General features: G+C 68.8%; 28 protein-coding genes. 15 read left to right on the forward strand and 13 right to left on the reverse strand.

The window, feature by feature from the left end:
• The first annotated feature begins 10 nt into the window (after positions 1–10).
• Both A8M77_RS16455 and A8M77_RS16460 read left to right on the forward strand, forming a co-directional pair.
• Complete coding sequence (locus A8M77_RS16455; RefSeq protein WP_086922591.1) at positions 11–967, forward strand: ABC transporter substrate-binding protein; 957 nt, start codon at positions 11–13, stop codon at positions 965–967.
• A gap of 120 nt (positions 968–1087) precedes the next feature.
• Entirely contained in the window at positions 1088–2029 is a 942-nt protein-coding gene (locus A8M77_RS16460) for a CysB family HTH-type transcriptional regulator (protein WP_086922592.1), read from the forward strand.
• A gap of 6 nt (positions 2030–2035) precedes the next feature.
• Here the strand turns inward: A8M77_RS16460 and A8M77_RS16465 are convergent, their stop codons facing one another.
• On the reverse strand, positions 2036–2713 hold the full coding sequence (locus tag A8M77_RS16465; RefSeq protein WP_086922686.1) for a YceH family protein: 678 nt from the start codon (positions 2711–2713) through the stop codon (positions 2036–2038).
• A 116-nt stretch (positions 2714–2829) separates the two neighbouring features.
• Between A8M77_RS16465 and metG the strand changes: the two genes are divergently transcribed.
• Genes metG through A8M77_RS16480 form a run of 3 tightly spaced genes read left to right on the forward strand, consistent with a single transcriptional unit; the run spans position 2830 to position 6844 of the window.
• The gene (gene metG, locus A8M77_RS16470) at positions 2830–4917 is read left to right on the forward strand and encodes a methionine--tRNA ligase (protein ID WP_086922593.1); all 2088 of its coding nucleotides are present in this window, start codon (positions 2830–2832) and stop codon (positions 4915–4917) included.
• A gap of 22 nt (positions 4918–4939) precedes the next feature.
• A complete protein-coding gene (locus A8M77_RS16475) occupies positions 4940–5134 on the forward strand; it encodes a lipoprotein (protein WP_086922594.1) in 195 nt (64 codons plus the stop codon).
• A gap of 36 nt (positions 5135–5170) precedes the next feature.
• Positions 5171–6844: a SulP family inorganic anion transporter gene (locus tag A8M77_RS16480; protein WP_086922595.1), complete on the forward strand. Its 1674-nt coding sequence runs from the start codon at positions 5171–5173 to the stop codon at positions 6842–6844.
• Here the strand turns inward: A8M77_RS16480 and A8M77_RS16485 are convergent.
• Both A8M77_RS16485 and A8M77_RS16490 read right to left on the reverse strand, forming a co-directional pair.
• Entirely contained in the window at positions 6841–7308 is a 468-nt protein-coding gene (locus A8M77_RS16485; protein WP_086922596.1) for an outer membrane protein assembly factor BamE, read from the reverse strand. The genes A8M77_RS16480 and A8M77_RS16485 overlap by 4 nt on opposite strands.
• 104 nt (positions 7309–7412) lie before the next feature.
• Positions 7413–8078: a hypothetical protein gene (locus A8M77_RS16490; protein WP_086922597.1), complete on the reverse strand. Its 666-nt coding sequence runs from the start codon at positions 8076–8078 to the stop codon at positions 7413–7415.
• Positions 8079–8207: 129 nt separating this feature from the next.
• Here A8M77_RS16490 and A8M77_RS16495 point away from each other — a divergent pair, with 129 nt between their 5' ends.
• The 6 genes from A8M77_RS16495 to panC all read left to right on the forward strand — a co-directional run bounded on the left by A8M77_RS16495 (position 8208) and on the right by panC (position 13256).
• Complete coding sequence (locus A8M77_RS16495; protein ID WP_086922598.1) at positions 8208–8414, forward strand: DUF3460 family protein; 207 nt, start codon at positions 8208–8210, stop codon at positions 8412–8414.
• A 108-nt stretch (positions 8415–8522) separates the two neighbouring features.
• Positions 8523–9320 (forward strand): segregation and condensation protein A, encoded by a 798-nt coding sequence (locus A8M77_RS16500; protein WP_086922687.1) that lies wholly within the window; start codon positions 8523–8525, stop codon positions 9318–9320.
• Positions 9321–9348: 28 nt separating this feature from the next.
• A complete protein-coding gene (gene nadB, locus A8M77_RS16505; protein WP_086922688.1) occupies positions 9349–10929 on the forward strand; it encodes an L-aspartate oxidase in 1581 nt (526 codons plus the stop codon).
• A 132-nt stretch (positions 10930–11061) separates the two neighbouring features.
• A complete protein-coding gene (gene panD / locus A8M77_RS16510) occupies positions 11062–11463 on the forward strand; it encodes an aspartate 1-decarboxylase (RefSeq protein WP_086922599.1) in 402 nt (133 codons plus the stop codon).
• A 69-nt stretch (positions 11464–11532) separates the two neighbouring features.
• Positions 11533–12417: a 3-methyl-2-oxobutanoate hydroxymethyltransferase gene (gene panB / locus A8M77_RS16515; protein ID WP_086922600.1), complete on the forward strand. Its 885-nt coding sequence runs from the start codon at positions 11533–11535 to the stop codon at positions 12415–12417.
• 8 nt (positions 12418–12425) lie between these two features.
• Positions 12426–13256: a pantoate--beta-alanine ligase gene (gene panC / locus A8M77_RS16520; RefSeq protein ID WP_086922601.1), complete on the forward strand. Its 831-nt coding sequence runs from the start codon at positions 12426–12428 to the stop codon at positions 13254–13256.
• A gap of 1 nt (position 13257) precedes the next feature.
• Here panC and A8M77_RS16525 read toward each other — a convergent pair whose 3' ends face one another.
• From A8M77_RS16525 to A8M77_RS16555, 7 genes are all read right to left on the reverse strand, one after another.
• The gene (locus A8M77_RS16525; RefSeq protein WP_086922602.1) at positions 13258–15030 is read right to left on the reverse strand and encodes a chorismate-binding protein; all 1773 of its coding nucleotides are present in this window, start codon (positions 15028–15030) and stop codon (positions 13258–13260) included.
• Positions 15030–16154, reverse strand: a complete 1125-nt coding sequence (nadA, locus tag A8M77_RS16530) for a quinolinate synthase NadA (protein ID WP_086922603.1) — start codon at positions 16152–16154, stop codon at positions 15030–15032. Before nadA ends, A8M77_RS16525 begins: the two co-directional genes overlap by 1 nt.
• 1 nt (position 16155) lies before the next feature.
• Positions 16156–17034, reverse strand: a complete 879-nt coding sequence (gene nadC / locus A8M77_RS16535; RefSeq protein WP_086922604.1) for a carboxylating nicotinate-nucleotide diphosphorylase — start codon at positions 17032–17034, stop codon at positions 16156–16158.
• Between the two features lie 71 nt (positions 17035–17105).
• Complete coding sequence (locus A8M77_RS16540; protein ID WP_086922605.1) at positions 17106–18095, reverse strand: NAD(P)H-dependent glycerol-3-phosphate dehydrogenase; 990 nt, start codon at positions 18093–18095, stop codon at positions 17106–17108.
• A gap of 31 nt (positions 18096–18126) precedes the next feature.
• Positions 18127–18591 (reverse strand): protein-export chaperone SecB, encoded by a 465-nt coding sequence (gene secB / locus A8M77_RS16545; RefSeq protein ID WP_086922606.1) that lies wholly within the window; start codon positions 18589–18591, stop codon positions 18127–18129.
• 102 nt (positions 18592–18693) lie between these two features.
• Positions 18694–18963, reverse strand: a complete 270-nt coding sequence (grxC, locus tag A8M77_RS16550) for a glutaredoxin 3 (RefSeq protein ID WP_086922607.1) — start codon at positions 18961–18963, stop codon at positions 18694–18696.
• A 10-nt stretch (positions 18964–18973) separates the two neighbouring features.
• Complete coding sequence (locus A8M77_RS16555) at positions 18974–19381, reverse strand: rhodanese-like domain-containing protein (protein WP_086922608.1); 408 nt, start codon at positions 19379–19381, stop codon at positions 18974–18976.
• Positions 19382–19455: 74 nt separating this feature from the next.
• On the opposite strand from A8M77_RS16555, the gene gpmA reads away from it, so the two are divergent.
• From gpmA to A8M77_RS16570, 3 genes are all read left to right on the forward strand, one after another.
• The gene (gene gpmA / locus A8M77_RS16560) at positions 19456–20199 is read left to right on the forward strand and encodes a 2,3-diphosphoglycerate-dependent phosphoglycerate mutase (RefSeq protein WP_086922609.1); all 744 of its coding nucleotides are present in this window, start codon (positions 19456–19458) and stop codon (positions 20197–20199) included.
• Positions 20200–20303: 104 nt separating this feature from the next.
• On the forward strand, positions 20304–21746 hold the full coding sequence (locus A8M77_RS16565; RefSeq protein ID WP_086922610.1) for a S41 family peptidase: 1443 nt from the start codon (positions 20304–20306) through the stop codon (positions 21744–21746).
• Between the two features lie 54 nt (positions 21747–21800).
• Positions 21801–22562, forward strand: coding sequence for a HesA/MoeB/ThiF family protein (locus tag A8M77_RS16570; RefSeq protein WP_086922611.1), 762 nt, complete (start codon positions 21801–21803; stop codon positions 22560–22562).
• Between the two features lie 17 nt (positions 22563–22579).
• On the opposite strand, the gene A8M77_RS16575 is transcribed toward A8M77_RS16570, so the two are convergent.
• Both A8M77_RS16575 and A8M77_RS36850 read right to left on the reverse strand, forming a co-directional pair.
• Positions 22580–24538 carry an AsmA family protein gene (locus A8M77_RS16575; RefSeq protein ID WP_238136847.1) on the reverse strand — a complete coding sequence of 653 codons (1959 nt, stop codon included), beginning with the start codon at positions 24536–24538 and terminating at the stop codon, positions 22580–22582.
• Between the two features lie 56 nt (positions 24539–24594).
• On the reverse strand, positions 24595–24825 hold the full coding sequence (locus tag A8M77_RS36850) for a hypothetical protein (protein ID WP_238136848.1): 231 nt from the start codon (positions 24823–24825) through the stop codon (positions 24595–24597).
• Between the two features lie 272 nt (positions 24826–25097).
• Between A8M77_RS36850 and A8M77_RS16580 the strand changes: the two genes are divergently transcribed.
• Positions 25098–25502, forward strand: a complete 405-nt coding sequence (locus A8M77_RS16580) for a response regulator (protein ID WP_086922613.1) — start codon at positions 25098–25100, stop codon at positions 25500–25502.
• 77 nt (positions 25503–25579) lie between these two features.
• Here the strand turns inward: A8M77_RS16580 and A8M77_RS16585 are convergent, their stop codons facing one another.
• Positions 25580–26212 carry a response regulator gene (locus A8M77_RS16585; protein ID WP_077001077.1) on the reverse strand — a complete coding sequence of 211 codons (633 nt, stop codon included), beginning with the start codon at positions 26210–26212 and terminating at the stop codon, positions 25580–25582.
• Positions 26213–26313: the final 101 nt, after the last annotated feature.

Consider the following 26313-nt stretch of genomic DNA (forward strand, 5'->3'; position numbering starts at 1 on the left):
GGACTTTTCCATGACCTCTTCATCCCGACGCGTCTTCGTCACCCGCACACTCGCCGGCGCCGCCAGCCTGGCGCTGCCGGCCGTCGCGCTGCATGCGCAATCGCGCCCCCTGCTCAAGGCCGGCGACCAGAAGGGCGGCCTGCGCGCGCTGCTCGAGGCAGCGGGCGGACTCGAAGGCCTGGGCTACGACATTCAGTGGTCCGAGTTCCCGGCTGCCGCGCCGCTGGCCGAGGCGCTCAACGCGCAGGCGGTGGACTCGGGCCCCATCGGCGACGCACCGCTGATCTTCGCGCTGGCCGCCGGCACGCGCGTCAAGGCCATTGGCGCCAACCGTTCCGACTCCTACGGCACCGCGGTGCTGGTGCGGCCCGACTCGACACTGAAGAGCGCGGCCGACCTGAAGGGCAGGAGCGTGGCCACCAACCGCGGCTCGATCGGCCACTACATCACGCTCAAGGCGATCACCGCGGCCGGCCTCCAGCCCGAGGACGTGAATCTGCGCTTCCTGGCACCGGCGGATGCCAAGCTCGCGCTGACGCAGGGCTCGGTCGATGCCTGGGCCACGTGGGAGCCCTACACCGCGCTGGCCGAGACCAGCGGCCACGCCCGCGTGCTGGCCAGCGGGCGCGGGCTGCTGCCCGGGCTGAGCTATCTCGCGGCCACCGATGCGGCCATCGCCGCCAAGCGGCCGGTGCTGCAGGACTTCCTGCAGCGGGTCGTGCGGGCGCAGCGCTGGTCCTACCGCAACGTCGACGCCTTCTCGGCCACGCTGGCACGCATCATCGGCATCCCGGCCGATGCCGCGAAGCTGCAGTTCGAGCGGCGGCAGCAGAAGTGGGTGGCGATCGATCACAAGGTGGTCGCCGACCAGCAGGGCACCGCGGACTTCTACCGGCAGGTCGGGCTCATCAAGCAGCCGCTGGACGTGCGCGCGACCTTCGACCTGGGCTTCTCCGCACAAGGCTGAACGGAGCGGCAAAGATGACTTGATTATTTGGAATCAACAATTCGGTCGTTCCGTCATCTGTCGCTGCTGGGGACAATGGCCTGCCACGCCCCTTGCGGGCGCCGTCTCCCGTTGCAGCATATGAATTTCCAACAACTGCGCTCGGTGCGCGAAGCCGTGCGCTGCGGCTTCAACCTCACCGAGGTTGCCCACACCCTTCACACCTCCCAGCCCGGCGTGAGCCGGCAGATCCGCGAGCTCGAGGAAGAGCTGGGCATCGAACTCTTCGTGCGCGCCGGCAAGCGCCTTACCGGCCTGACCGAGCCCGGCGGCCACGTGCTGCCGATCATCGAGCGCATGCTGCAGGAGAGCAGCAACCTGCGGCACGCCGGCCAGGAATTCGTGGCGCGGCAGACCGGCCGCCTGTCGGTGGCCGCCACGCACACGCAGGCGCGCTATGCGCTGCCGGTGGCGGTGCAGGAGTTCCGCGGCCGCTTCCCCAACGTCAGCCTGCACCTGCACCAGGGCTCGCCCAAGCAGGTCGCGCAGATGCTGCTGGACGGCGAGGCCGACGTCGGCATCGCCACCGAAGCGCTCGGCGACTATGCGCAGCTCGTCGCCCTGCCCTGCTACCGCTGGACGCATTCGGTCGTCGTGCCGCCGGGGCATGCCCTGCTCGACGGCCCGCTCTCGCTGGAGGCGCTGGCGGAGCATCCGCTGATCACCTACGACAACGGCTTCACCGGCCGCACCCGCATCGACCGCGCCTTCGAGGACCAGGGCCTCGCGCCCCAGATCGTGCTGACCGCGATGGACGCCGACGTGATCAAGACCTACGTGCAGCTGGGCATGGGCGTGGGCGTGGTGGCCGGTATCGCCTTCGAGGCCGAGCGCGACACGCACCTGCGCGCTCTGGACGCCGGGCCGCTCTTCGGCATCAACCAGACCCGGCTGGCAGTGCGCCGCGGCAGCTACCTGCGCGGCTATGTGCATGCCTTCATCGAGTCCTTCGCGCCGTCGCTGACGCGCGAGGTGGTGGAGGAGGCACTGGCGTCCGACGCGGTGGTGCGCGACGAGGCCTGAGCCTCTTCAGCCGGCGCCTTCGATGCCCAGCTCGCTGCAGATGCGCGCCGTCAGCGCCTTGAGGGCCGCGACCTCGGACTCGAGCCGGGCCACGTTGAGCTTCAGCGCAGCCACCTCGCCAAGCGAAGCCTCGGCCGGTGCTGCGCTCGGCGTACCGGCTGCCTCGAACACCTGCTCCACGGGCGCTCCGGACAGCAGGTGCATCCAGCGGCTTTCGCGCGCGCCCGGCAGGCGCGCGAGCTTCACCACCAGCGCACCGGCCGGCCGCTCGGCCAGCTCGTCGAGGAAGGCCTCGACCGAGGAGATGTCGGCGAAGTTGTGCATGCGCTCGCTGGCGATGCGCAGCTCGCCGGCGGTCTGCGGTCCGCGCAGCATGAGCACGGTCAGCAGGATGGTCGACTGCGAGGGCACTCGCAGCACCCGCTCGACGTTGTGCTCGTAGCGCGCGACGCGGCTCCCGCTCGATTCCATGACCAGGCTGTAGCCCTTGAGGCTGTCGAGGGCGGCCTGCACCTCGGCGTCGGACAGCTCCATCAGGGGATTGCGGCTGGTCTTCTGGTTGCAGCCGGCCACCAGCGCGTTGAGGCTGAGCGGATAGCTGTCGGGCACGGTGCGCTGCTTCTCGGCCAGGACGCCGAGCACGCGGGTTTCGACGGCGGAGAGGGTGGGCACGGTAGGCGTCATGGCGGCAGGCTCGCGGAAGGGCGTCAAAGTGTAAAGGCCGGGCGCCGCCTAAAATGCCCCTCCCGCCGCTCGCATGGGCCGCGGCTCCCGCAGCTCCCCCAGAAAGCGCCTTCTCGATGCCTCAGCGCAAGCTCTTCGTCACCACCGCCCTGCCGTACGCCAACGGCAAGTTCCACATCGGCCACATCATGGAGTACATCCAGGCCGACATCTGGGTGCGGTTCCAGCGAATGCAGGACGCCGAGGTGAACTTCGTCTGCGCGGACGACGCGCACGGCGCGGCCATCACCATCGCGGCAGACAAGGCCGGCGTGACGCCGCAGCAGTTCGTGGCCGACATCGCCGCGGGCCGCAAGCCGTACCTGGACGGCTTTCACATCGCCTTCGACAACTGGCACTCCACGGACGCGCCGGAAAACCACGAGCTGGCGCGCCAGATCTACCTCGACCTCAAGAAGGCGGGCCTGATCGAGACGCGCCCGGTCGAGCAGTTCTACGACCCCGAGAAGGGCATGTTCCTGGCCGACCGCTTCATCAAGGGCGAGTGCCCCAACTGCCATGCCAGGGACCAGTACGGGGACAACTGCGAGGTGTGCGGCGCCGTGTATGCGCCCACCGAGCTGATCGCCCCCTACTCGGCGCTGTCCGGCGCCAGGCCCGAGCTGCGCAGCTCCGACCACTTCTTCTTCAAGCTGTCCGATCCGCGCTGCGAGGCCTTCCTCAAGGAATGGACCACCACCCCCGGGCACGTGCAGCCCGAGGTGCAGAACAAGATCCGCGAGTGGCTGGTCAAGAAGGAAGACGGCACCGGCGGCCTGGGCGACTGGGACATCAGCCGCGACGCGCCCTACTTCGGCATCGAGATCCCTGACGCGCCGGGCAAGTACTTCTACGTCTGGCTCGATGCGCCGGTCGGCTACCTCGCGTCGCTGAAAAACCTCCTGGACAAGACCTGCGTGGAGGCCGCCGGCGCCGGCATCTCCTACACCGAGTACATGGCCCAGCCGGACCTGGAGCAGGTGCACTTCATCGGCAAGGACATCATCACCTTCCACACGCTGTTCTGGCCGGCCATGCTGCACTTCTCGGGCCGCAAGGCACCCGACGCCATCTACGTGCACGGCCACCTCACGGTGAACAACGAGAAGATGAGCAAGAGCCGCGGCACCGGCATCGACCCGCTCCGGTTCCTCGACCTCGGCCTGAATCCAGAGCACCTGCGCTACTACCTGGCGGCCAAGCTCAACGGACGCAACGAGGACATCGACTTCAATCCCGAGGACTTCGTCGCCCGCGTCAACAGCGACCTGGTGGGCAAGTACATCAACATCGCCAGCCGCGCGGCGGGCTTCATCACCAAGCGCTTCGGCGGCAAGCTGGGCACGCCCAGCGCCGACGGTGCCGCGCTGCTGGCCAGCCTGCGGGCGGGGGCGCAGGGCATCGCGCCGCTCTACGACAGCCGCGACTTCGCGCGCGCGCTGCGCGACGTCATGCAGCTGGCCGACAAGGTCAACGAGTACGTCGACCAGAACAAGCCGTGGGAACTCGCCAGGCAGCCCGACCAGCTCGAGCGGCTGCACGACGTGTGCACCACCTGCATCGAGGCTTTCCGCCTGCTCACGCTCTACCTCAAGCCGGTGCTTCCGGCGCTGGCGGTGCAGGTCGAGGCCTTCCTCGGCTGCGAGGCGCTGCAGTGGGGCGAGGCCGATCGCCTGCTGGGCGCCGGCCACGCCATTGCCGACTACAAGCACCTCATGCAGCGCGCGGACCCCAAGCTGCTCGACCAGCTCTTCGAGCCCACGGTCCAGGCCGCCGAGGAGGAGGCCGACGCGGTGCCCGCGCCGGGCGGCGAGCCGCTGGCCGACACCATCGGCATCGAGGACTTCGCCAAGGTCGACCTGCGCATCGCGAAGATCGTGGCCTGCGAGAAGGTCGATGGATCGACCAAGCTGCTGCGCCTCACACTGGACGCGGGCGAGGGCAGGACGCGCAACGTGTTCTCCGGCATCGCCAGCGCCTATCAACCCGAGCAGCTGGTCGGCAAGCTCACCGTGCTGGTGGCCAACCTGGCACCGCGCAAGATGAAGTTCGGCGTCTCCGAGGGCATGGTGCTGGCCGCCAGCCATGCGGACGAGAAGGCACAGCCGGGCATTCACGTGCTCGAGCCCTGGCCTGGCGCGACGCCGGGGATGCGGGTACGCTGACGCGCTCACCGAGGATCTGCCCATGAAACGCATCGCCCTGCTGGCCCTCGCCGCGCTCCTGCTGTCCGGCTGCGCCGTCGTCACGGTGGCCAGCACGGCCGTGAGCGTGACCGCCGGCGCGGTGGGCCTGGCGGCCGATGCGGCCATCGGCACCGCGCGCATCACCGGCAAGGCGGTGGGCGCAGCGGCCGACGCGGTGCTGCCCAGCGACGAATAGCGCCAGCTGCCCGACAGGCGAGGCCACAATGGCGGCATGAGCTCGCCTTTGCCGATCGCCCGCTTCCGCCCCCGACTCGTCGACGCGCTGGCAGGCTACGACAGGCAACGTTTTCTCAAGGACCTCGGCGCCGGCGCCACGGTGGGCATCGTGGCGCTGCCGCTGGCGATGGCTTTTGCGATCGCATCCGGCCTCAAGCCCGAGGCCGGCATCTGGACCGCGATCATCGCCGGCTTCCTGATCGCGGCCCTGGGCGGGTCGGCCGTGCAGATCGGCGGGCCGGCCGGCGCCTTCATCGTGATCGTCTACGGCATCGTCGAGCGCTACGGTGTGGCCAACCTCCTGATCGCCACGGCCTGCGCCGGCCTGCTGCTGTTCCTGATGGGGCTGTTCCGGCTGGGCACGCTGGTGCGCTACGTGCCGGTGTCGATCGTGATCGGCTTCACCAACGGCATCGCGGTGCTGATCCTCATCTCGCAGATCAAGGACTGGCTCGGCCTCGCCATCCCGAAGATGCCGGCCGACATGTTCTCGCAGCTGCACACGCTGGTCACCAGCCTGGACAGCTTCAACCCCTACGCCTTCGGACTCGGCCTGGCCTGCCTGCTGGGGCTGTTCGCCTGGCCCACGCTGCTGCACGACAAGACCCGCTTCGGCTACGCGGTGCGGCTGGTGCTGGGCCGCGTGACCGAGTTGCGCGCCGTGCGTGCCGGCTCACGCGTGCCGGGGCCGATCGTCGCGCTGGTCACGCTCACGCTGGTGTCCTGGGGCTTCGGCCTGCCGGTCGAGACCATCGGGACGCGGTTCGGCGGCATCCCTGACGGCCTGCCGGCCTTCGCGCTGCCGGACTTCTCGTGGGAGACCGTCAAACAGCTGGTGACGCCCACCCTCACCATCGCACTGCTGGGCGCGATCGAGTCGCTGCTGTGCGCTCGGGTGGCCGACCAGGTCAGCGGCCTGCCGCGCCACGACCCGAACCAGGAGCTGATGGCACAGGGCGTGGCCAACCTGGTCACGCCCTTCTTCGGCGGCATGCCGGCCACCGGCACCATCGCGCGCACGGTGACCAACGTGCGCGCAGGCGCTAACTCGCCCGTCGCCGGCATCGTGCACGCGTTGATGCTGATGCTGGTCGTGCTGGCGGCGGCGCCCCTCGCGCAGCACGTGCCGCTGGCGGTGCTGGCCGGCATCCTGGTCTTCGTGGCCTTGAACATGGGCGAGTGGCGCGAGTTCTCGCCCTACATGCTGCGCCGTTTCAGCCGGCACTACCGGCTGCTGATGCTGGGCACCTTCTTCCTCACGGTGGTGTTCGACCTCACGGTCGCGGTGCAGGCCGGCATCGTGCTGGCCTGCGCCCTCTTCGTGCGGCGCATGAGCCAGCTCTTCAGCGTCGAGATGGTGTCGCTGGAGCCGCCGCAGCTCACCTTCAGGCTCTACGGCGCCCTCTTCTTCGGCGCTGCCGCCAAGCTGGACCCGACGGTGCAGGCGATCGAGCGCGCGCCGCGCGGCATGGTGGTGGTGCTGGACGCCATGCACCTGATCTCGCTCGACGCCACCGGCCTGGACGCGCTGCGCCAGGTACACAAGGCGGTGCTGGCGCGTGGCGGGCAGCTGCGCATCGAGTCGCTGCAGCCGCAGCCGATGGAGGCGATCGTGCGCTCGGGCTTCGCGGACGAGATCGCGGCCGGTCGGCCGGCGGAGGCGGCCTAGGGTGCCTCGGTGCTGCGATCGGGCGAGGAACCCGCGCTCACCACGCGCTGGTCGTCATTGAGGGTGGCGACGAACACCATCGGCGCATTGGGCGGCTGCATCCAGCGCCACTCCCACGCAGTCTCGTTCTTCAGCGGATAGGGCGTGCGCCGCGCCGGCTTGCCCAGCAGCTTGCGCAGGTCTTCCATGGCCATCCCTGGCTGGACTCTGGCGAAGTTCTCGGGTGTGAGAACCTGGCGCAGCGCGGCCATCTTCCCGTCGGGGCCGATGGTGATCATGTAGTTCTTCTGGCCTTGCGGCTGGCGGTTGTATTCGAAGACCCGGCCGGCCGGCGAGTCCCAGATGTTCTCCGGCTCACCGAAGCGCGCGCGCACGTCGGCTTCGGTCGCGACGCCTTCCTCCAGTTCGCTGATGCGCTTCGGATCGCAGGCCGCGAGGCTAAGAACGATGGCCAGCAAGGCCATGCCAGGGACACCGCGGAACCGGCTTTGCCGGGCCGCTGGTGTCGCCCTCGGTGAGGGGGTTGGCGGAGCGACACGAAGTGCGCGAAGCCTGGGGGAGAGCCACATCACTGCGCGAAGCAGTACATCAGGCCGCCGCCGCCGGTGGTCTTCAGCGCATCCAGGCTGCATCCCCTGGTGGCATGGGAGGAATTCCACGACTTCGCCGGCGCGCTCTCGTCGAGCCCGGTCCGGTCATGGTGCCCCACGATGGCCGAGCCCTCGCCGCTCTTGGTCCAGTTGCCGCAGGTGTTGTCCTTGCCGTCGCTGATGGCGCGGCCGTCGGGCGTGGAGCCGGTCAGGATGTCGTGCAGGTTCACCGCGTCACCGCGGCCGCTGATGATCTCGCCCTTCTCGGTCAGCGCGGTCTGCTTGGTGAGCTTGTTGTTGGGGCCGTGCAGGTCGTCCACGCTGCTGGCGACCTGATCGCCCTTGGCATTGACCCAGGGGCCCTTGCCGATGCGGTCGCGCGCATTCACCGCCGGGCTGCCGGCCATGGCGCTGTTGCTGAGGTAGGCGCGCCAGGTCTTGCCGCCGGCGCCGACCTTGGAAGCAAGGCTCTGGCAATAGCCGTCGGCACCCGCGAGGCCGCCGAAATCCGCCCCCTTGCCCGGATTGGCGCTGGTCAGGAAGAAGCTCATCCTGCCCTGCGACGAGCCGGTCATGCTGCCGCAGGCGGCCAGGGCAGCAACGGCTGCGGCGGCCGAGACGAGGTACAACGAATAGCGACGCATGGGCAGGTCCTTTTGTGGTTGGGGGTCCCACGCTAGCGCGGGGTGCCGCCCTCAACAAGGAGGAATTCACGGGTACCAGGATGCGGGATCCCGCCCCGGTAAAATTCGGCACCGCCAAAGGTTCACACCATGTCTCTCTTCGCCCGCGACCATTACACCTCCGAGATCACGAACTTCATCGAAGAGATGAAGCAGAAGAAGCCGACGCTCGAAGCCGAGCAGCGCGCCGGCCGCGGGCTGCTGTGGGACAAGCACCTCGACCGCGGCGCACAGGACGAATACCGCCAGGCCCGGGTGCAGCAGCAGGCCTACGTCTACCAGACCAAAGTGAAATAAGTGCCGATCCGGCCCGTCACGACCCATCGGGATGCGGGCCCGGCCGCCGAGGCCGGTGTCGCCGACCCCGGGATCGTCGTGGACGAGGACGCGCCGCCGATCGGTCCGATGCCCGAGGTGGTCGACCAGGTCGCGCTGGCCCGACTCTATGGCGAACCGCTGTTCGCGCTGCCCAACGACCTGTACATCCCGCCCGAGGCGCTGCAGGTCTTCCTGGAGGCTTTCGAGGGGCCGCTCGACCTGCTGCTCTACCTGATCCGCAAGCAGAACTTCAACATCCTCGACATCCCGATGGCGGGATTGACGCGCCAGTACCTCGCCTACGTCGATCAGGTGCGCCAGACCAATCTCGAGCTCGCGGCCGAGTACCTGCTCATGGCCGCGATGCTGATCGAGATCAAGTCGCGCATGCTGCTGCCGCCCAAGAAGACGGCCGACGGCGAGGAGGTCGAGGATCCACGCGCGGAGCTGGTGCGGCGCCTGCTCGAATACGAGCAGGCCAAGCTGCAGGCCGCGGCCATCAGCAACCTGCCGCAGGCCGGGCGCGATTTCTGGCGATCGCAGGTCTACATCGAGCAGTCGCTCAAGCCGCGCTTCCCGGACGTGAACGTGGTCGACCTGCGCGAGGCCTGGGCCGACATCCTCAAGCGCGCCAAGCTCGTGCAGCATCACAAGATCTCGCGCGAGGAGCTCAGCGTGCGCGAGCACATGAGCATCGTGCTGCGCCATTTGCAGGGCCGTCAGTTCGTCGAGTTCGAGAAGCTCTTCGATACCAGCCGCGGCGCGCCGGTGATGGTGGTCACCTTCATCGCCATGCTGGAGCTGGCGAAGGAGACGCTGATCGAGATCACTCAGGCTGAGGCCTTCGCGCCCATCTACGTTCGCTTGGCTTATTCCCCAGCATGATGCTTCCCCGACCGGGATGATCGATTTGATGCACGATTTCGATGTTCTGATCGTCGGCAGCGGGCTGGCCGGCCTCAGCGCTGCGCTGCACCTCGCGCCCACCCACCGCGTGGCGGTGATCACCAAGCGCTCGTTGTCCGACGGGGCCAGCCAGTGGGCGCAGGGCGGCATCGCCGCCGTGCTCGGCGAGGAGGACAGCCTCGAATCCCACGTGGACGACACCCTGGTGGCCGGCGCCGGCCTGTGCGACCTGGCAGCCACCCGCTTCGTGGTGGCGCACGCGCCTGGCGCCATCGCCTGGCTGCGCGAACTGGGCGTGCCCTTCTCGCTGGAGAACGGCGAGCTGCACCTCACGCGGGAGGGCGGCCACAGCCAGCGCCGCATCGTGCATGCGACCGACGCCACCGGCGCCGCCGTGCAGCGCACGCTGATCGAGACGGTGCGGCGCACGCCGAACATCACGCTGTTCGAGCAGCACACGCTGGTGGACGTGATCACCGGCCGCAAGCTGGGCCTGAAGGACCCGGCCTGCCTGGGCCTCTACGCGCTCGACGAAGTGACCGACGAGGTGCTGACCTTCCGCGCCCCCCACACCATCCTGGCCACGGGCGGCGCGGGCAAGGTCTACCTCTACACCACCAACCCCGATACGGCCACCGGCGACGGAATCGCCGCGGCCTGGCGCGCAGGCTGCCGGGTGGCGAACATGGAATTCATCCAGTTCCACCCGACCTGCCTGTACCACCCGCATGCCAAGTCCTTCCTGATCAGCGAGGCGGTGCGGGGCGAAGGCGGGCTGCTCAAGCTGCCCGCCTCGGCCGGCGGCAAGCGCTTCATGCCGGCGCACGACGAGCGCGCCGAGCTGGCACCGCGCGACGTGGTGGCGCGCGCCATCGACTACGAGATGAAGCGGCACGGGCTGGACTGCGTGCACCTGGACATCTCGCACCAGAGCCCGGCTTTCCTGCGCGAGCATTTCCCCAACATCCTGGCGCGCTGCGCCGAGCTGGGGATCGACATCACGCGCGAGCCGATCCCGGTGGTGCCGGCCGCGCACTACACCTGCGGCGGCGTGCTCACGGACCTGGCCGGACGCACCGACGTGCCGGGCCTCTACGCGATCGGCGAGACGGCCTGCACGGGGTTGCACGGCGCCAATCGGCTGGCCAGCAACTCGCTGCTCGAGTGCATGGTGTTCGCGCGCGCGGCCGCGCAGGCGATCGCCGAGGCGCCGCGGCACGAGCCCGCCGCGCTGCCGGCCTGGGACGACAGCCGCGTCACCGATGCGGACGAGACGGTGGTCATCTCCCACAACTGGGACGAATTGCGCCGCTTCATGTGGGACTACGTGGGCATCGTGCGCACCAACAAGCGCCTGGAACGCGCGGCCCACCGCATCGCGCTGCTGGAGCGCGAGATCCAGGAGTTCTACGCGCACTTCCACGTGAGCCGCGACCTGCTGGAGCTGCGCAACCTGGTGCAGGTGGCGGAGCTGATCGTGCGCTCGGCCCAGGCCCGGCGCGAGAGCCGCGGGCTGCACTTCAGCCGCGACTACCCGGCGCTGGCCGCGCCCGCGGCGCCGACGATCCTGGTGCCGCCGCCCGTCTGAAACCGGGTACAAAGTACCGGGCAGGGATTTTTCTTCTGCGGGTTCTCCACTAGGATTCGGCGAACTTTCGTGGCCTGCACCGTACCGGCGGTGCAGCGCAGCCTTTTCCTCTCCCCAGATTCCCGCCATCCCATGTTCCGCACCCTGCTCAAGTCCAAGATCCACCGCGCCCTCGTCACCGACTGCGAGCTGCATTACGAAGGCTCCTGCGCCATCGACGAAGACCTTCTGGATGCCGCCAACCTGGCGGAGAACGAGCAGATCCACGTCTGGAACATCAACAACGGCGAGCGCTTCGTGACCTACGCGATCCGCGGCCAGCGCGGCAGCGGCATCATCTCGCTCAACGGCTCGGCCGCGCGCCGCGCTTCTGTGGGCGACCTGGTCATCATCGCCGCCTTCGGCCTGGTCCCGGAAGACCAGGTGCGCGGCTACCGGCCGAAGCTGGTGTTCGTCGACGACGCCAACCGCATCAAGGAAGAGCGCGCGCACATCCCGGTGCAGGCCGCCGAGCGCGACGCCGTCACGGCCTGATCGAGCCAGCGCGCGGCGCCTGGCGCCCCATCGCGGCCTGCGGACCGCTCCCCGGAGAAAGCCACACCCATGTCCTCCTCACCGGCCGCCAGCGCGGCCACGCCCTACGGCACCCTGCCGCCGGCCTCGCCGCCCGCCCAACGCAAGCCGCTGAGCCTGCCGCGCCTGGCCGACATGCATGCGCGCGGCGAGAAGATCACCATGCTCACCGCCTATGACGCAACCTTCGCCGCCATGGCCGACGCGGCCGGGGTCGAATGCCTCCTGGTCGGCGACTCGCTGGGCATGGTCTGCCAAGGCCTGCACAGCACCGTGGGTGTGACGCTGGAGACGATGCGCTACCACACCGAGAGCGTGTTCCGCGGCCTGCACCGCGTGCAGGCCACGGCCTGGCTGATCGCCGACCTGCCCTTCGGCAGCTACCAGGAATCGCGCGAGCAGGCGCTGCGCAGCGCGTCGGTGCTGATGCAGGCGGGCGCGCACATGGTCAAGCTCGAGGGCGGAGGCTGGACCACCGAGACCGTGCGATTCCTGGTGGAGCGCGGCATCCCCGTGTGCGCCCACCTGGGCCTGACACCGCAGACCGTGCATGCCCTGGGCGGCTACCGCGTGCAGGGCAAGGGCGACGCCGCCGCCGCGCTGCTGCGGCAGCAGGCCCTGGCACTGCAGGATGCGGGCGCCGCGATGATGGTGCTGGAGATGGTCCCGGCCGCGCTCGCCGCCGAACTCACCGGCGAGCTGAAGCACTGCGCCACCATCGGCATCGGCGCCGGCCGCGGCACCGCCGGCCAGGTGCTGGTGCTGCACGACATGCTGGGCATGAACCTCGGCCGGATGCCGAAGTTCGTGCGCAACTTCATGCAGGATGCCGGCGGCATCGCGCAGGCCATGGCGGCCTATGCGCGCGCGGTCAAGGACGGCAGCTTTCCCGACGATCGTCTCCACGCCTGGTAGGACCGCGCATGCACATCGCCCGCACCATCCCCGAACTGCGCGACATCCTGGGCCGGCACCGGCGCCCGGCCTTCGTGCCCACCATGGGAAATCTGCACGATGGCCACCTGGCGCTGCTGCGCGAAGCGAAGCCGCTGGGCGATGTCACGGTCGCCAGCATCTTCGTCAACCGCCTCCAGTTCTTGCCGCACGAGGACTTCGACACCTACCCGCGCACCTGGGACAGCGACTGCGAGAAGCTGCGCTCGGTCGGCTGCGACGTGCTCTTCGCGCCCGATGAGAAGGCACTCTATCCCGAGCCGCAGACCTGCAAGGTCCACCCCGACCCGGCGCTGGCCGACATCCTCGAAGGGCATTTCCGCCCCGGCTTCTTCGTAGGCGTCTGCACGGTGGTGATGAAGCTCTTCACCTGTGTGCAGCCCCGCTTCGCGATGTTCGGCAAGAAGGACTACCAGCAGCTCATGATGATCCGCCACATGGTGCGCCAGTTCGCACTGCCGATCGAGGTGGTGGGCAGCGAGACGCGGCGCGCGGAAGACGGCCTGGCACTGTCCTCCCGCAACGGCTACCTCAGCGAGGCCGAGCGCGTCGAGGCGGTGCAGCTTTCGAAGACGCTGCAGGCCATGGCACAGGCGGTGCGCGACGGCGAACGCGACCTGGCCGCCATCGAGTCGCGCGCCACGCGCGTTCTGGAGGCGCGCGGCTGGAACCCCGACTACCTGGTGCTGCGCCGCCGTAGCGACCTGCAGCCGCCGGCCCCCGGTGAGCCGCTGGTGGCACTGGCCGCAGCCCGGCTGGGCACCACGCGACTGATCGACAACCTGGAAATCGACGCCTGAGTCAGGCCGAGGCGCCGTCGAGCACGGCGTCGATCCAGCCGCGCAAGCTGTTCACGAAGGCGAGGCCCTGCACGCGGGGCAGGTCTTCCACGCGCACCACCGCCTCGGCGAGGCGGCCCTCACGCAGGCTGCGCTCGCGCCCGATGCCGCCGAGCAGGCCGCAGGCCAGCGGCGGCGTCACCCAGCGGCCGCCGAGCCGCAGCGCCACGTTGCCGCGCGTGCATTCGGTGATCTCGCCGCGGCGGTTCCACAGCAGGGTGTCGAAGATGCCGGGCCGCGTGGGCGCGAAGGCCTCGTAGTGCGCGCGGCGGGTCGTCTTGAAGCGCACGAACTCGCTGTCGGCGGCGTCGAAGGGCCGGCCCGCCAGTTGCAGGCGCACCAGGGCCGGCGCGGCTTCCTGCGCATGCGCCGCGGCGTGCACGCGGCCGGCGGCGTCGAGCAGCAAGCGCACGCGCCAGGCGCCGCGCGGATGGGCCTCGCGCAGGTCTTCAAGCGCCCGCGCCATGGCGTCGCCGGGCCAGGGGTGGCCGAAGTGGCGCGCGGCGGCTTCCATGCGCGCCAGGTGGGCCGGCGCGTCACGCAGGCGGCCTTCGTCCAGCGACAGCGTTTCCAGCAGTTCGAAGGGCATGCTGGCACGGTCGAGGAAGGCACGCTTGTGCCGCCATTCCTGCCACTCGCCCTCGGCCCGCGCATCGGCGGTGATGCCGCTGCCGATGCCGCAGCGGGCCGCGCTGCCGCGCAGGGTGACGGTGCGGATCGGCACGTTGAAGGTGGCGGCGCCGCCCGGCTGGACGACGCCGACGGCACCGCAGTAGATGCCCCGCGGTTCGGGCTCCAGGGCCCGGATCATGCGCATCGCGCTGACCTTGGGTGCGCCCGTCACGGAGCCGCAGGGGAAGAGCGCCGCGAACACGTCGGCCAGCGTGCAGCCGGAGCGGGTGCGCGCCTCGATGTCGGAGGTCATCTGCCACACGGTGGGCAGCGCCTCGGCATGGAAAAGGCGCGGCACGCGCAACGAATGGGGCTCGGCGACGCGCGACATGTCGTTGCGCAGCAGGTCCACGATCATGACGTTCTCGGCGCGCTCCTTGGCCGACGCGAGAAGGCGTGCGGCGGCGGCAGCGTCCTCATCGGCACTCGCACCGCGTGCGGCCGTGCCCTTCATGGGACGCGCCAGCAGGCGGCCCTCGCGCCAGTCGAAGAACAGCTCCGGCGACACCGAAAGTACCTGCTCGCCGCCGGCGTCGATCCAGGCCGCATAGCCCCCCGGCTGCGCCCGCTGCAGCGCGGCGAACAGGGCCCTGGCCTGCAGCCCGCGATCCGCATCCGGCCCGCCGTCGAGGGTGCCTCGCAAGGGCGCCGTGTAGTTGGCCTGGTAGAGCTCGCCATCGGCGATGGCACGCTGCAGCCGCGCCAGGGCCTGGTCGAAGCCGGCGCGCGCGAGCCCCTCCTCCCAGTGCACGGTGGGTGCGGCGCCGACATCGTCTTGCGGCCAGGGCTGCACGGCCTCGTGCACGCCGAACCAGGCGAGCGGCCCATCCGCCTCGTGCAACGCCAGCGCGGGATTGAAGGCCAGCGCCGCCTCGTAGCGCAGGTAGCCCACGCACCACAGCCCCTGAAGCGCGCGCACCTGCACGGCCTCCAGCAACGGCCACACCTGCGCCGGCGTGTGGGCCGCCAGGATTTCTCGCGGCGCGCCGAAGGCGTGCCGCAGGCGTGGGCGGCCCGCGTCGGCCGGGAATGAGAAGTCGATGAGCGCCGATATGGCGGCCATCAGGCCGCGCCGATGCCGGCCACCAGGCTGCCGGGCGGCAAGCCCTTCTTGAGCCCCGCCGTGAAGTCCAGCATGCGGTCGATCGGCAGGCGGGCGCGCAGTCCCAGCGCGGGATCGACATGGACCTCGCCGCCCCCGGTCTCCAGCGCGTGCGCCAGCCCGGCCAGCCCGTTCATCGCCATCCAGGGGCAATGCGCGCAGCTTTTGCAGGTGGCACCGTTGCCCGCCGTGGGGGCCTCGATGAAGGTCTTGCCGGGATTGAGCGTGCGCAGCTTGTGGAGCAGGCCGGTGTCGGTGGCGACGATGAACTCGCGCGCATCCATGCGCTCGGCGGCGGCGAGGATGCCGGAGGTGGAGCCCACCGCATCGGCCAGCGCGATCACCGAGGCCGGCGATTCGGGATGCACCAGCACCTTGGCGCCGGGATGGGCTTCGATCAGCAGTTCCAGCTCGAGCGACTTGAACTCGTCGTGCACGATGCAGGCGCCTTCCCAGCTCAGCATGTCGGCGCCGGTCTCGCGCCGGATGTAGTCGCCCAGGTGCCGGTCGGGCGCCCAGAGGATCTTGCGGCCCTGGGCCTTGAGTGCGCGCACCACGTCGAGCGCGCAGCTGGAGGTGACCAGCCAGTCGGCGCGGGCCTTCACCGCGGCGCTGGTGTTGGCGTAGACCACCACGGTGCGATCGGGATGCTGGTCGCAGAAGGCGGTGAATTCATCGGCCGGGCAGCCCAGGTCCAGCGAGCAGGTGGCGTCCAGGTCGGGCATCAGCACGCGCTTGTCCGGCGACAGGATCTTGGCCGTCTCGCCCATGAAGCGCACGCCCGAGACCACCAGCGTGCGGGCAGGATGGTCGCGGCCGAAGCGCGCCATTTCCAGGGAGTCGCTGACGAGGCCACCGGTTTCCTCGGCCAGGTCCTGCAGGTCGGGGTGCACGTAGTAGTGCGACACCATCACCGCGTCGCGCTCGCGCAGCAGGCGGCGGATGCGCTGTTTCAGCGTGTCGCGCTCAGCAGCCGTTGGCTCGGCGGGCACACGGGCCCAGGCATGGCGGGTGTCGCACAAGCTGCCGGAAACCGGCGGCAGCACCGGCTGCTCGTAGTCGACGCTGATCACGGCGGATGTCATGTCAGGCTTCCTGGAAACGCATCGAGAAATCGATAGCCTTGATGTCTTTGGTCAGCGCGCCGACCGAGATGCGATCCACACCGGTATCGGCCAGTGCGCGCAAGCCGTCGAGTGTGACGCCGCCCGAGATCTCGAGCACGGCGCGGGTCTCTCCGGCGGCCTCGTTGAGGCGCACGGCCTCGCGCAGGGTGGGCAGGTCCATGTTGTCCAGCAGGATCATGCGGGCGCCGTGGGCCAGCGCCTCGTCGAGCTGAGCCAGGGTCTCGACCTCGATCTCGACGAATTTGGCGCCTGGCGCCGCGCGTCCGGCGGCCCGCAAGGCGGCGCCGACGCCACCGGCGGCGGCGATGTGGTTCTCCTTGATCAGGATGGCGTCGTAGAGGCCGATGCGGTGGTTGGTGCCGCCGCCGGCGCGCACCGCGTACTTCTGCGCCAGGCGCAGGCCGGGGAGAGTCTTGCGGGTGTCGACGATCGCGGCGCGCGTGCCGCGTACCGCCTCGACGTAGCGGGCCGTCTTGGTGGCCACCGCGCTGAGCAGTTGCAGGAAGTTGAGCGCAGTGCGCTCGGCGGTCAGCAGGGCCCGGGCATCTCCGGCAATCTCCAGCACCACCTGGTCGGCGGCGGAGCGAGCGCCTTCGGCGCCATGCCACGTGATGACGGCCTGCGGGTCCGTCTGCCGCACCACGGCCTCTGCCCAGGGCGAGCCGCAGAGAACGGCTTCTTCACGCAGCAGCACCCGGGCGGTGGCGCGGCGGCCGGTAGGCACCAGGGCCGCGGTGAGGTCGCCGTCGCCGGCGTCTTCGCGCAGGGCGCGCTGCGCATCGGCAGCGGCCAGCTCGGCCACCCGGGCCGGCGAGAAGTCGAAGAAGTTATCGTCCATGTTTGGGTGTTTGCTCATCGATCTGGTTGAGACGTACCGGCCGGCGCAGCCAGGCCCGTTCGGGGAGAGCGTCATTCCGCGCCCGGCTCGCGGCCCATCAGCTCGGCCACTGCCTCGGCCGGCCGCACGCGGCCATCGAGCAGGGCCACCACGCTCTCAGCGATGGGCATCTGCACGCCCAGGTGGCGCGCGCGCTGCACCACGGTGCGCGCGCAGTACACGCCCTCGGCCACGTGGCCGAGCGACTCCACCGCCTGCTCCAGCGTCTTCCCTTCGGCGAGCAGCAGCCCCACCTTGCGGTTGCGCGACAGGTCGCCGGTGGCGGTGAGTACCAGGTCGCCCAGGCCCGACAGGCCCATGAAGGTGTCGGCCCGCGCGCCCAGGGCCACGCCCAGGCGCGTCATCTCGGCCAGCCCGCGCGTGATCAGTGCGGCCCGCGCGTTCAGGCCGAGGGCGAGGCCGTCGGCCAGCCCGGTGGCGATCGCAAGCACGTTCTTGACGGCGCCGCCGACCTCGACGCCGACGATGTCATCGTTCGCATAGACGCGAAGGCTCGGACCGTGGAAGGCATCGACCAGCGCCTCACGCAGGCCGGCATCGGCGCTGGCGGCAACCAGCGCGGTGGGCCGGCCCTGGGCGACCTCCTGCGCGAAGCTGGGGCCGCTCAGCACGCCAGCCGCCAGGCCGGGAGCGACCTGCGCCTGGATTTCGTGGGCCAGCAGACCATCAGCGCCGCCCTGGCCGGGCTCGACGCCCTTGCAGAGCCAGGCGACGGGGCAGGAAACGCCACGCAGTTCCAGCAGCAGGCCGCGCAGGCCCGCCATGGGCGTGGCGATGATCGCCAGGTCGACGCCGCCCACCGCGACCGAGGCCTCCCCGGCACGCATCAACACAGAGGGCGGCAGTTCGACGCCGGGCAGGTAGCGGGCGTTCTCGCGGTGGAGCGCCATGGCTTGCGACTGGGCGTCGTCCCGAGCCCAGAGGCTGACCGCGTGGCGGCCAGCCGCATTGATCGCCAGTGCCGTTCCCCAGGCGCCGGCACCGAGCACGCAGATCTTCATCGGCGGCGGTTGCGCTGTGCGCAGGCGATGCTTACTGGGTGATGATCGGCGAGGCCTGGCCGGCGGCCTGGGCCTGCTGCTGCTCGAACATGGCCTGGAAGTTGATCTCGGCCAGGTGCACCGGCGGGAAGCCGCCGCGCTGGATCACGTCGGCGACATTGCCGCGCAGGTAGGGGTAGACGATCTGCGGGCAGGCGATGCCGAGGATGGGGCCCATCTGGTCCTCGGGCAGATTGCGGATCTCGAAAATGCCGGCCTGCTTGGCCTCGACCAGGAACACGGTACGGTCCTGGATCTTGGTCTGGACGGTGGCGGAGACAGTGATCTCGAAGATGCCGTCGGCCACGGGCTGGGCATCGACGCCGAGCTGGATGTCCACGGTGGGCTGCTCCTGCTCCAGCAGGATGGCCGGCGAGTTCGGCTGTTCGAGCGACAGGTCCTTCAGGTAGACGCGCTGGATCTGGAAGACGGGATCTTGGGCTTGCTGGTCGGCCATGGCTGGACTTTCTGGGGTCAAAACAATGCCCGCCGGGGGGAGGAGTGTCCCGACGGCGGGCTTGGGATGGGGAGTTGAGCGGGCGATTATCGCCCGGCGGCTTCAGGCGCCCTGCAGGAGCGGCTCCAGGCCACCGCGCCCGTCGAGGGCGATCAGGTCGTCGCAGCCACCGACGTGGGTGTCGCCGATGAAGATCTGCGGGACGGTGCGCCGCTGGGTGATGTTCATCATGGTGATCCTGGCCTGCGGATCGGTGTCGACGCGGATTTCCTCGATCTGCTCGACGCCCTTGGATTTGAGGATCTGCTTCGCGCGAATGCAGTAGGGGCAGACCGCGGTGGTGTACATCTTGACGGGTTGTTGCTTGCTCATGTCCGGAAGTTCAGGCCTTTTCAACCGGCAGGTTAGCCTCTTTCCAGGATTTCAGCCCACCGGCCACCGCTTGGGCCTTTTCGTAGCCGAGTTTCTTCGCGATGGCCACGGCGCGCTGGGCACGTGCCCCGCTGGCGCACACCAGGAGCAGCGGCACCGTCTTGTTCTTGACCGTGGTGGCGAGCTTTTCCTCGAGCTGGTTGAGCGGAAGGTTCTTGGCGCCGGTCATGTGACCGGTGGCGAATTCCTCCGGCTCGCGCACGTCGACGACCACGGCACGCTCCCGGTTGATCAGTTGCACCGCACCCTGCGCCGTCAGCGATCCGGTGTTGGCGCCCCGCACCAGCGGCCAGGCCAGCATGGCGCCGGAGCTGAGCGCGATCAGGATCAGCATCCAGTTGTCGACGATGAATTTCACGGTGTTCCTCGGTTGGGCAAACCGGAGATTTTAGAATGCTGGGTTTTGGCAAGCGTTCCCAAAGGCCCTCCCCCATGCACAAACTGGTACTGATCCGCCATGGCGAATCGACCTGGAATCTCGAAAACCGCTTCACCGGCTGGACCGACGTCGACCTGACGCCCACCGGCGTCGAGCAGGCCAAGCAGGCCGGCCGGCTGCTGAAGGCCGAGGGGTACGACTTCGACGTGGCCTACACCAGCGTGCTCAAGCGCGCCACCCGCACGCTGTGGCACACGCTCGACGAGCTGGACCGCACCTGGCTGCCGGTGGTGCACTCGTGGCGCCTCAATGAGCGCCACTACGGCAGCCTGCAGGGCCTCAACAAGGCCGAGACGGCCAAGAAGTACGGCGACGAGCAGGTGCTGGTCTGGCGCCGCAGCTACAGCGTGCCGCCGCCGCCGCTGGAACCCAACGACCCGCGCAGCGAGCGCGGCGACCCACGCTATGCCAAGCTGGCACCGGAGCAGGTGCCGCTGACCGAATGCCTCAAGGACACGGTGGCGCGCGTGCTGCCCTTCTGGAACGAGTCGATGGCACCGGCCATTCGCGCCGGGCGCCGCCTGGTGGTGGCTGCGCACGGCAACTCGATCCGCGCACTGGTCAAGTACCTCGACGGCATCTCCGACGACGACATCGTGGGGCTCAACATCCCGAACGGCATCCCGCTGGTCTACGAACTCGACGACGAGCTCAAGCCGCTGCGCCACTACTACCTCGGCGATGCCGCCGCCGCCGAGAAGGCCGCTGCCGCGGTGGCGGCGCAGGGCAAAGGCTGAGCGCAAGCCAAATCGCAGCGACGCCCTCGGGTACGAGGAACCACGGCAGACAACTTGCTTCCAAGCTGTGTATATTGGCTTGACAGGCGACAAGGACATTACACATGGGCCAGAAACTCAAGATCACCGGCTGGGTCGCAGCCGGCGCCGTTGCCGGTGCTTTGACCACGGTCTCGTTGCAAACAGTTGCAAGAGGTTCATTGGCCCCCCTCCCGCTCGAAGAACTGCAGCAGCTCGCTGCCGTGTTCGGCATGGTGAAGAGCGACTACGTCGAGCCGGTGGATGAAAAGAAGCTCATCTCGGACGCGATCTCCGGCATGGTCGCCGGGCTCGACCCGCATTCGCAGTACTTCGACAAGAAGTCCTTCAAGGAATTCCGCGAGGGCACGACCGGCCGCTTCGTCGGCGTCGGCATCGAGATCTCGCAAGAGGACGGGCTGATCAAGGTGGTGTCGCCGATCGAGGGCTCGCCTGCCTTCCGCGCCGGCCTCAAGCCCAACGACATGATCACCCGAATCGACGACACGGCGGTGCGCGGGCTGTCGCTCAACGAGGCGGTCAAACGCATGCGCGGCGAGGCCAACACCAAGGTCTTGCTGACGATCTTCCGCAAGGATGAGAACCGCACCTTCCCCGTGACCATCACGCGTGAGGAGATCCGCACGCAATCGGTGCGCGGCAAGATGATCGAGCCTGGCTACGGCTGGATCCGCCTGTCGCAGTTCCAGGAACGCACGGTCGACGACTTCGTCAAGAAGGTCGAGGAAATCTACAAGCAGGATCCCAACCTCAAGGGCCTGGTGCTGGACCTGCGCAACGACCCAGGTGGCCTGCTCGACGCGGCAGTGGCCATCTCGGCCGCCTTCCTGCCCGAGAACGTCACCGTCGTGTCCACCGACGGTCAGCTGGCCGAGAGCAAGTCGGTCTACAAGGCCGCGCCGGAGTACTACCAGCGCCGCGCCGGCAGCGACCCGCTGCGCAACCTGCCGGCGGCGCTCAAGACGGTGCCGCTGGTGGTGCTGGTGAACGAAGGCTCCGCCTCCGCCAGCGAGATCGTGGCGGGCGCCCTGCAGGACCACAAGCGCGCCACCATCATGGGCAGCCAGACCTTCGGCAAGGGCTCGGTGCAGACGGTGCGCCCGCTCGGTCCCGATACCGGCCTGAAGATCACGACCGCGCGCTACTACACGCCCAGCGGCACCTCGATCCAGGCCAAGGGCATCGTGCCCAACGTGCTGGTCGATGAGAGCGCCGAGGGCAGCCCCTTCGCCGCGCTGCGCATGCGCGAGGCCGATCTCGAGAAGCACCTGGCGAGCGGCCAGGGCCCCGAGGCCAAGGACCCCGAACGCGAGAAGGCCCGCGACGAAGCCCGCAAGCGCCTGGAGGAAGAGGCCAAGAAGCCGCCGCAGGACCGCAAGGTGCCCGAGTTCGGCAACGAGAAGGACTTCCCGCTGGTGCAGGCGCTGAACCGGCTCAAGGGCCAGCCCGTGCTGGTGAGCAAGACGCAGGTCATCGTCGAGAACAAGGAAGAGAAGAAGGAAAACTGATCCCGGCCAGGCTCCCGGGCCTCCGGGAGCGCCGGCATCGGGCCCGCGCGGCGCATGGAAGACCAGGACCTGCTGCGCTACTCGCGCCACATCCTTCTCGAGGAATTCGGCATCGAGGGCCAGGCGCGGGTCAGCGCCGGCCACGCGCTGCTGATCGGCGCCGGCGGACTCGGCTCGCCGGTCGCGCTGTACCTGGCTGCGGCCGGGGTCGGCCGCATCACGCTGGTGGACGACGATGAGGTCGACCTCACCAACCTGCAGCGCCAGATCGCCCACAGCACCGCGCGTGTGGGCCAGGCCAAGGTCACATCGGCGGCCGCGGCGATGCGGGATATCAACCCGGAAATCCGCATCGACACCCATGTGCAGCGCGCCGACGAGGCCCTGCTGGACCGTCTCGTCCCGACGGCCGACGTGGTGGTCGATTGCAGCGACAACTTCGCCACCCGCCACGCAGTCAACCGGGCCTGCGTGGCCCATGCCAGGCCGCTGGTGGCCGGCGCGGCCATCCGCTTCGACGGCCAATTGAGCGTATACGACACGCGCGATGCCACGTCGCCCTGCTACGCCTGCCTGTTCCCACCCGATGCCGATTTCGAGGAGACGCGCTGTGCGGTGCTCGGGGTCTTCGCGCCCGTGGTCGGCACCATCGGCGTGCTGGAAGCCAACGAGGCGCTGAAGCTGCTGGCCGGTATCGGCCCATCGCTGGCTGGCAGCCTGCTGCTGTTCGATGGCCGCCGCAGTGCCTTCGACACGATGCGCGTGGCGCGCGATCTGGGCTGCAGCGTCTGTGGCCACCGGCCGGCCGCGGGCTGAGCCGGACGCGCCCTGCCCTATTGCTTCCTGGCCTTGGCCGCGCCCGCGGCGGCCTCGCGCGATGCCGGCCGCTTGGCCGTGGCCAGCACCTCCTGGCAGTCGGCATCGGCGCCAGGCCCCGTCTCGACGGTCGCTGCGAGGGCCAGCAGAGGGTTGATGGCGCCCAGCGCCACCGCCAAGGCACCGCGCGTCGCCAGCGGACCGGCCTCCACGCCCGCGGAGGGCGAGGCAAAGGTACCGCCGATGACCAGCGGCGTCCGCAGGGAAAGAATGCTCTTGTCCTTGGGCTGCGGCCGCACAACGAAGTTCAACGTCTCGTTCGAGAGGCTGGCCTGCCCGCTCACGTTGAAGACCGTGTCCTCCGTGTCCAGCACCACGCTGCGGCTGTTCATGGTTCCCTTGTCGACGTCGAAGGCCATCGCGGCACAGCGCAACGTCACGTTCCTGTCGCCCTCCAGCAGGAACTTGATGATCTCACCGCCGTCCAGGCCCATGAATTCCAGCAGCAGGTTGCTGAACTGGCCGCGCCCGGTGAGCGCCGCCACGTCGCCGGAGGCGTTACCCAGCCAGCTCGCAACCGAATTGCCGCGCCCGGACAGGTTCACCCGTCCGTCCAGCTTGCCGAAGCTGGTGCGCATGGTTTCGACCTTGGGAATCAGGCGGTTGAGTTGCATCGCCCGCACGTCCAGCGCCGCCCGGATATCGGCCGGGTTCTGGGCGCCGTCGATGCGGATGGCGCCGTGCAGCGAACCACCGGCCACGCCGAGCTCGAGCGGGTCGAGGGTCAGCACGCCATCGTTCAGCTTCACCTGCACGGAGCCCTTGTCCAGCGGCAGCTCGCGCACATTGCGGATCCGGTCTGCCGTGTACTTGACGTCGGCATTCATGGCCCGCAGGCGCTCGAAATCCAGCGTCGCGATGGGCAGCACCTTGCGGCCAGGATCCCGCCGGGCGCGCTTGACCTCCGTGATGGTCGGAGGCGGAGCGACGCCTTCGATGGCCTTGGCCGAGCGCTCGGTCGGCGGCAGGCCGATCAGGGGGCCGAGGTCGTCCATATCCATGACGCTCGAACGCAGTTGGCCCGAGAGATAGGGCAGCTTCGACGACTGGTCGAAGCGCATGTCGCCGCCAATGTCGGACAGCCCGAGCTTGCCCTTGATCCCGATGGCCTCCCACTGCTTCGCGCGCTTGCGCAACTCGCCGCTGAGCGCATACGGCGACGTCTGCGGCAGAGCGATACCCAGCAGGTTGTAGAGGTCGCCGAGGTTCTGGCCCTTGAGATCGAAGCGGGCATCGACGCCGTCCAGCGTCGCGAGCTCCGCCACCGCGCCGCTGGCCTTCAAGCGGGTGCGGCCTGCAGTGGCATCGATCTCGACGGGGAAAGGCGGTTGCCCGGCAGACTCGATCTGCAGCACGTTGCCGGTTCGGCCCTGGGCAGTGAGCGGCTGCCGCTGGTAGCGGCCCTTGATGCGATAGGACAAGGGCATGTCGCCCCGTGCGGTGTCGAAGCTGAAATCCGCGTGCAGATCGACGCCATGGAAGGCCGCAAGGAAGTCGAGCGAGCCGTTGTCGACCTGGAGCAGGCCGATGACCGGCGCGGTCCCGGCGTCCGCGGTGTTCTTGCCCAGCGCCCAGGTCCGCCGGCCGTCCTCCTCCATTTGCAAGCCCAGCGCGGGCGACGCCAGGGCGAGGCGTGGGATCACGACCCGGTGCGACAGCAGCGGCCACAAGCGCAACTCGAATTCGGCGCGCTCGGCCCTGACCAGGTAAGGGTCGCGGGCCCAGGAGGGATTGGCGAATTCGACGCCGTCGAGCTTGATGGTGGCCCCGCGCCAACCCAGGTCGACGTCGAGCCGGCGCGTGATCTCGAACTTGCGCCCGGTCCGTTCGCTGACGTAGCGATTGACCGGCTCACGCAGCAGATCCCAGGGGAAGAGCGCCAGTACCAGCAGCAGCGCCGCAAGCAGCCCCAACACGACCGCGCCGACCCGCACGAGGAGCGACGGGAGTGATTTCGGGGCAGACGCGTTGGTCACGGCACGGTGGTCTTTCGGTCCGGAGTCGCAGTGATGGACGCGGGCGAGGCCAGGAAGCACATCGCAGTCGCACCGACCGCCGCCGCGGTGGTAGCAGCCTCGGCCAGCTTCAGTTCGGCATTCGCGGGCTCGCCGATGACCACGACCGCCGCAGCGGCCAGGGTCAACACGCTGATGGCCCCGTAGTTCCACATCATCTTCATCGCGGCACCTTCCGTGATGGGCACGGCTGCGGCAGGACGCCATGCAGCCAAAGTATGTGATGAGCCTAAGGGCGACGATTGCAGGAATGGGTCGGCGCCGGACCGCAGCCGATGTCGGGCGCCGCCTACGGGCCGTCAGACCACAGAATTCGTAAGAACAAACCTACAGCCGCGGGCCGCCGAACACTGCATCATTCACGTCTGCCTCCCATAGCATTTACGACCATAGCTTTCATGTCGGCCATCCGCTAAGGTTCGCAAAGCCTCCATCGCCTGACAGAGACGCGCGGTTCTCCATGGACCCCAGATTGAAAACCTACATCGTCGAAGACAACGTCACGATCCGAGAGAACCTCGTCGGCACTCTGGAAGAACTCACGTGCATTTCGGCCGTCGGTTTCGCGGAAACCGAATCGGAAGCCGTCCGCTGGCTGGCCGAAAACAACGACCAATGGGAACTGGCGATCGTGGACCTGTTCCTCAAGCAGGGGAGTGGGCTTGGCGTGCTGCAGGCTCTCAGCACGCGCCGGCCCGAGCAGAAGATCGTGGTGCTCAGCAACTACGCCACGCCCGACATCCGCAAGCGCTGCGCACAGTTCGGCGTCGATGCGGTCTTCGACAAGTCCAACGAGATCGATGCGCTGATCGACTTCTGCATCAAGCAGTCCTCGATGCAGCGGCAGACCTCCGGCTCGGGTTGACGCTGCGCACCCCGCTTGCGCCAATGGGCGCGCCCGGCATCCGGCGTTCCGAGCGGCGCGGGAGCACTGCCCGCCTCTCAATCGATCAGCTTGTTCTTCAGCGCGTAGTAGGTGAGATCGCTGTTGGAGGAGAGGTTCATCTTTTCCATCAGCCGCGTGCGGTAAGTGCTCACCGTCTTGACCGAGAGCGACAAGGTCTTGGCGATGTCCCCGGCCGTTTCGCCCTTGGCGAGCTTGAGGAAGACCTGGAACTCGCGCTCCGACAGTTGCTCGTGGGGCGCTGCGTCGTCCTTGCGGTCGAGTTGGCGGGCCAGCAGTTCGGCCACGGCGGGTGTGATGTAGCGCCGGCCCAGCGAGATGGTGCGGATCGCGTTCACGATCTCCATCGGCTCGCATTCCTTGTTGAGATAGCCGCTCGCGCCCTGCCGGATCAGGTTCATCGCGTAGTGCTCCTCGGGATAGCCACTGAGGATCAGGATGCCGACATCCGGCGCCTTGGCGCGGATCATCGCGAGCGCATCGATGCCGCTCTGGCCGGGCATCGAGAGGTCCATCACCAGGACGTCCAGCTCCGTGGTGCGGACGAGTTCGATCGCCTCGCGCCCGCTGGCCGCCTCCCCCACCACGCGCAGGTCGACATGCTCCGAGAAGAACTGGCGCAGTCCGGACCGCACGATGGCATGGTCGTCCACAATTCCGATTTTGATCATCTGGTACCTTCTTTGTCCTGTCGCGGCCTTTTGCGTCGCAGCAAACCGCTCCCTGGTTCACGACGATTATTCCCCAATTCGATCTGCTCGCATCCTGCGGA

Source organism: Variovorax sp. JS1663 (assembly GCF_002157355.1).
Taxonomy (GTDB): Bacteria; Pseudomonadota; Gammaproteobacteria; order Burkholderiales; family Burkholderiaceae_C; genus Variovorax.

Excerpts from the sequence above, each read along its gene's own strand:
- A8M77_RS16455 (WP_086922591.1), top strand. The coding sequence starts at position 11 with ATGACCTCTTCATCCCGACGCGTCTTCGTCACCCGCACACTCGCCGGC.
- A8M77_RS16460 (WP_086922592.1), top strand. The coding sequence starts at position 1,088 with ATGAATTTCCAACAACTGCGCTCGGTGCGCGAAGCCGTGCGCTGCGGC.
- A8M77_RS16465 (WP_086922686.1), bottom strand. The coding sequence starts at position 2,713 with ATGACGCCTACCGTGCCCACCCTCTCCGCCGTCGAAACCCGCGTGCTC.
- metG (WP_086922593.1), top strand. The coding sequence starts at position 2,830 with ATGCCTCAGCGCAAGCTCTTCGTCACCACCGCCCTGCCGTACGCCAAC.
- A8M77_RS16475 (WP_086922594.1), top strand. The coding sequence starts at position 4,940 with ATGAAACGCATCGCCCTGCTGGCCCTCGCCGCGCTCCTGCTGTCCGGC.
- A8M77_RS16480 (WP_086922595.1), top strand. The coding sequence starts at position 5,171 with ATGAGCTCGCCTTTGCCGATCGCCCGCTTCCGCCCCCGACTCGTCGAC.
- A8M77_RS16485 (WP_086922596.1), bottom strand. The coding sequence starts at position 7,308 with ATGGCCTTGCTGGCCATCGTTCTTAGCCTCGCGGCCTGCGATCCGAAG.
- A8M77_RS16490 (WP_086922597.1), bottom strand. The coding sequence starts at position 8,078 with ATGCGTCGCTATTCGTTGTACCTCGTCTCGGCCGCCGCAGCCGTTGCT.
- A8M77_RS16495 (WP_086922598.1), top strand. The coding sequence starts at position 8,208 with ATGTCTCTCTTCGCCCGCGACCATTACACCTCCGAGATCACGAACTTC.
- A8M77_RS16500 (WP_086922687.1), top strand. The coding sequence starts at position 8,523 with ATGCCCGAGGTGGTCGACCAGGTCGCGCTGGCCCGACTCTATGGCGAA.
- nadB (WP_086922688.1), top strand. The coding sequence starts at position 9,349 with ATGCACGATTTCGATGTTCTGATCGTCGGCAGCGGGCTGGCCGGCCTC.
- panD (WP_086922599.1), top strand. The coding sequence starts at position 11,062 with ATGTTCCGCACCCTGCTCAAGTCCAAGATCCACCGCGCCCTCGTCACC.
- panB (WP_086922600.1), top strand. The coding sequence starts at position 11,533 with ATGTCCTCCTCACCGGCCGCCAGCGCGGCCACGCCCTACGGCACCCTG.
- panC (WP_086922601.1), top strand. The coding sequence starts at position 12,426 with ATGCACATCGCCCGCACCATCCCCGAACTGCGCGACATCCTGGGCCGG.
- A8M77_RS16525 (WP_086922602.1), bottom strand. The coding sequence starts at position 15,030 with ATGGCCGCCATATCGGCGCTCATCGACTTCTCATTCCCGGCCGACGCG.
- nadA (WP_086922603.1), bottom strand. The coding sequence starts at position 16,154 with ATGACATCCGCCGTGATCAGCGTCGACTACGAGCAGCCGGTGCTGCCG.
- nadC (WP_086922604.1), bottom strand. The coding sequence starts at position 17,034 with ATGGACGATAACTTCTTCGACTTCTCGCCGGCCCGGGTGGCCGAGCTG.
- A8M77_RS16540 (WP_086922605.1), bottom strand. The coding sequence starts at position 18,095 with ATGAAGATCTGCGTGCTCGGTGCCGGCGCCTGGGGAACGGCACTGGCG.
- secB (WP_086922606.1), bottom strand. The coding sequence starts at position 18,591 with ATGGCCGACCAGCAAGCCCAAGATCCCGTCTTCCAGATCCAGCGCGTC.
- grxC (WP_086922607.1), bottom strand. The coding sequence starts at position 18,963 with ATGAGCAAGCAACAACCCGTCAAGATGTACACCACCGCGGTCTGCCCC.
- gpmA (WP_086922609.1), top strand. The coding sequence starts at position 19,456 with ATGCACAAACTGGTACTGATCCGCCATGGCGAATCGACCTGGAATCTC.
- A8M77_RS16565 (WP_086922610.1), top strand. The coding sequence starts at position 20,304 with ATGGGCCAGAAACTCAAGATCACCGGCTGGGTCGCAGCCGGCGCCGTT.
- A8M77_RS16570 (WP_086922611.1), top strand. The coding sequence starts at position 21,801 with ATGGAAGACCAGGACCTGCTGCGCTACTCGCGCCACATCCTTCTCGAG.
- A8M77_RS16580 (WP_086922613.1), top strand. The coding sequence starts at position 25,098 with ATGGACCCCAGATTGAAAACCTACATCGTCGAAGACAACGTCACGATC.
- A8M77_RS16585 (WP_077001077.1), bottom strand. The coding sequence starts at position 26,212 with ATGATCAAAATCGGAATTGTGGACGACCATGCCATCGTGCGGTCCGGA.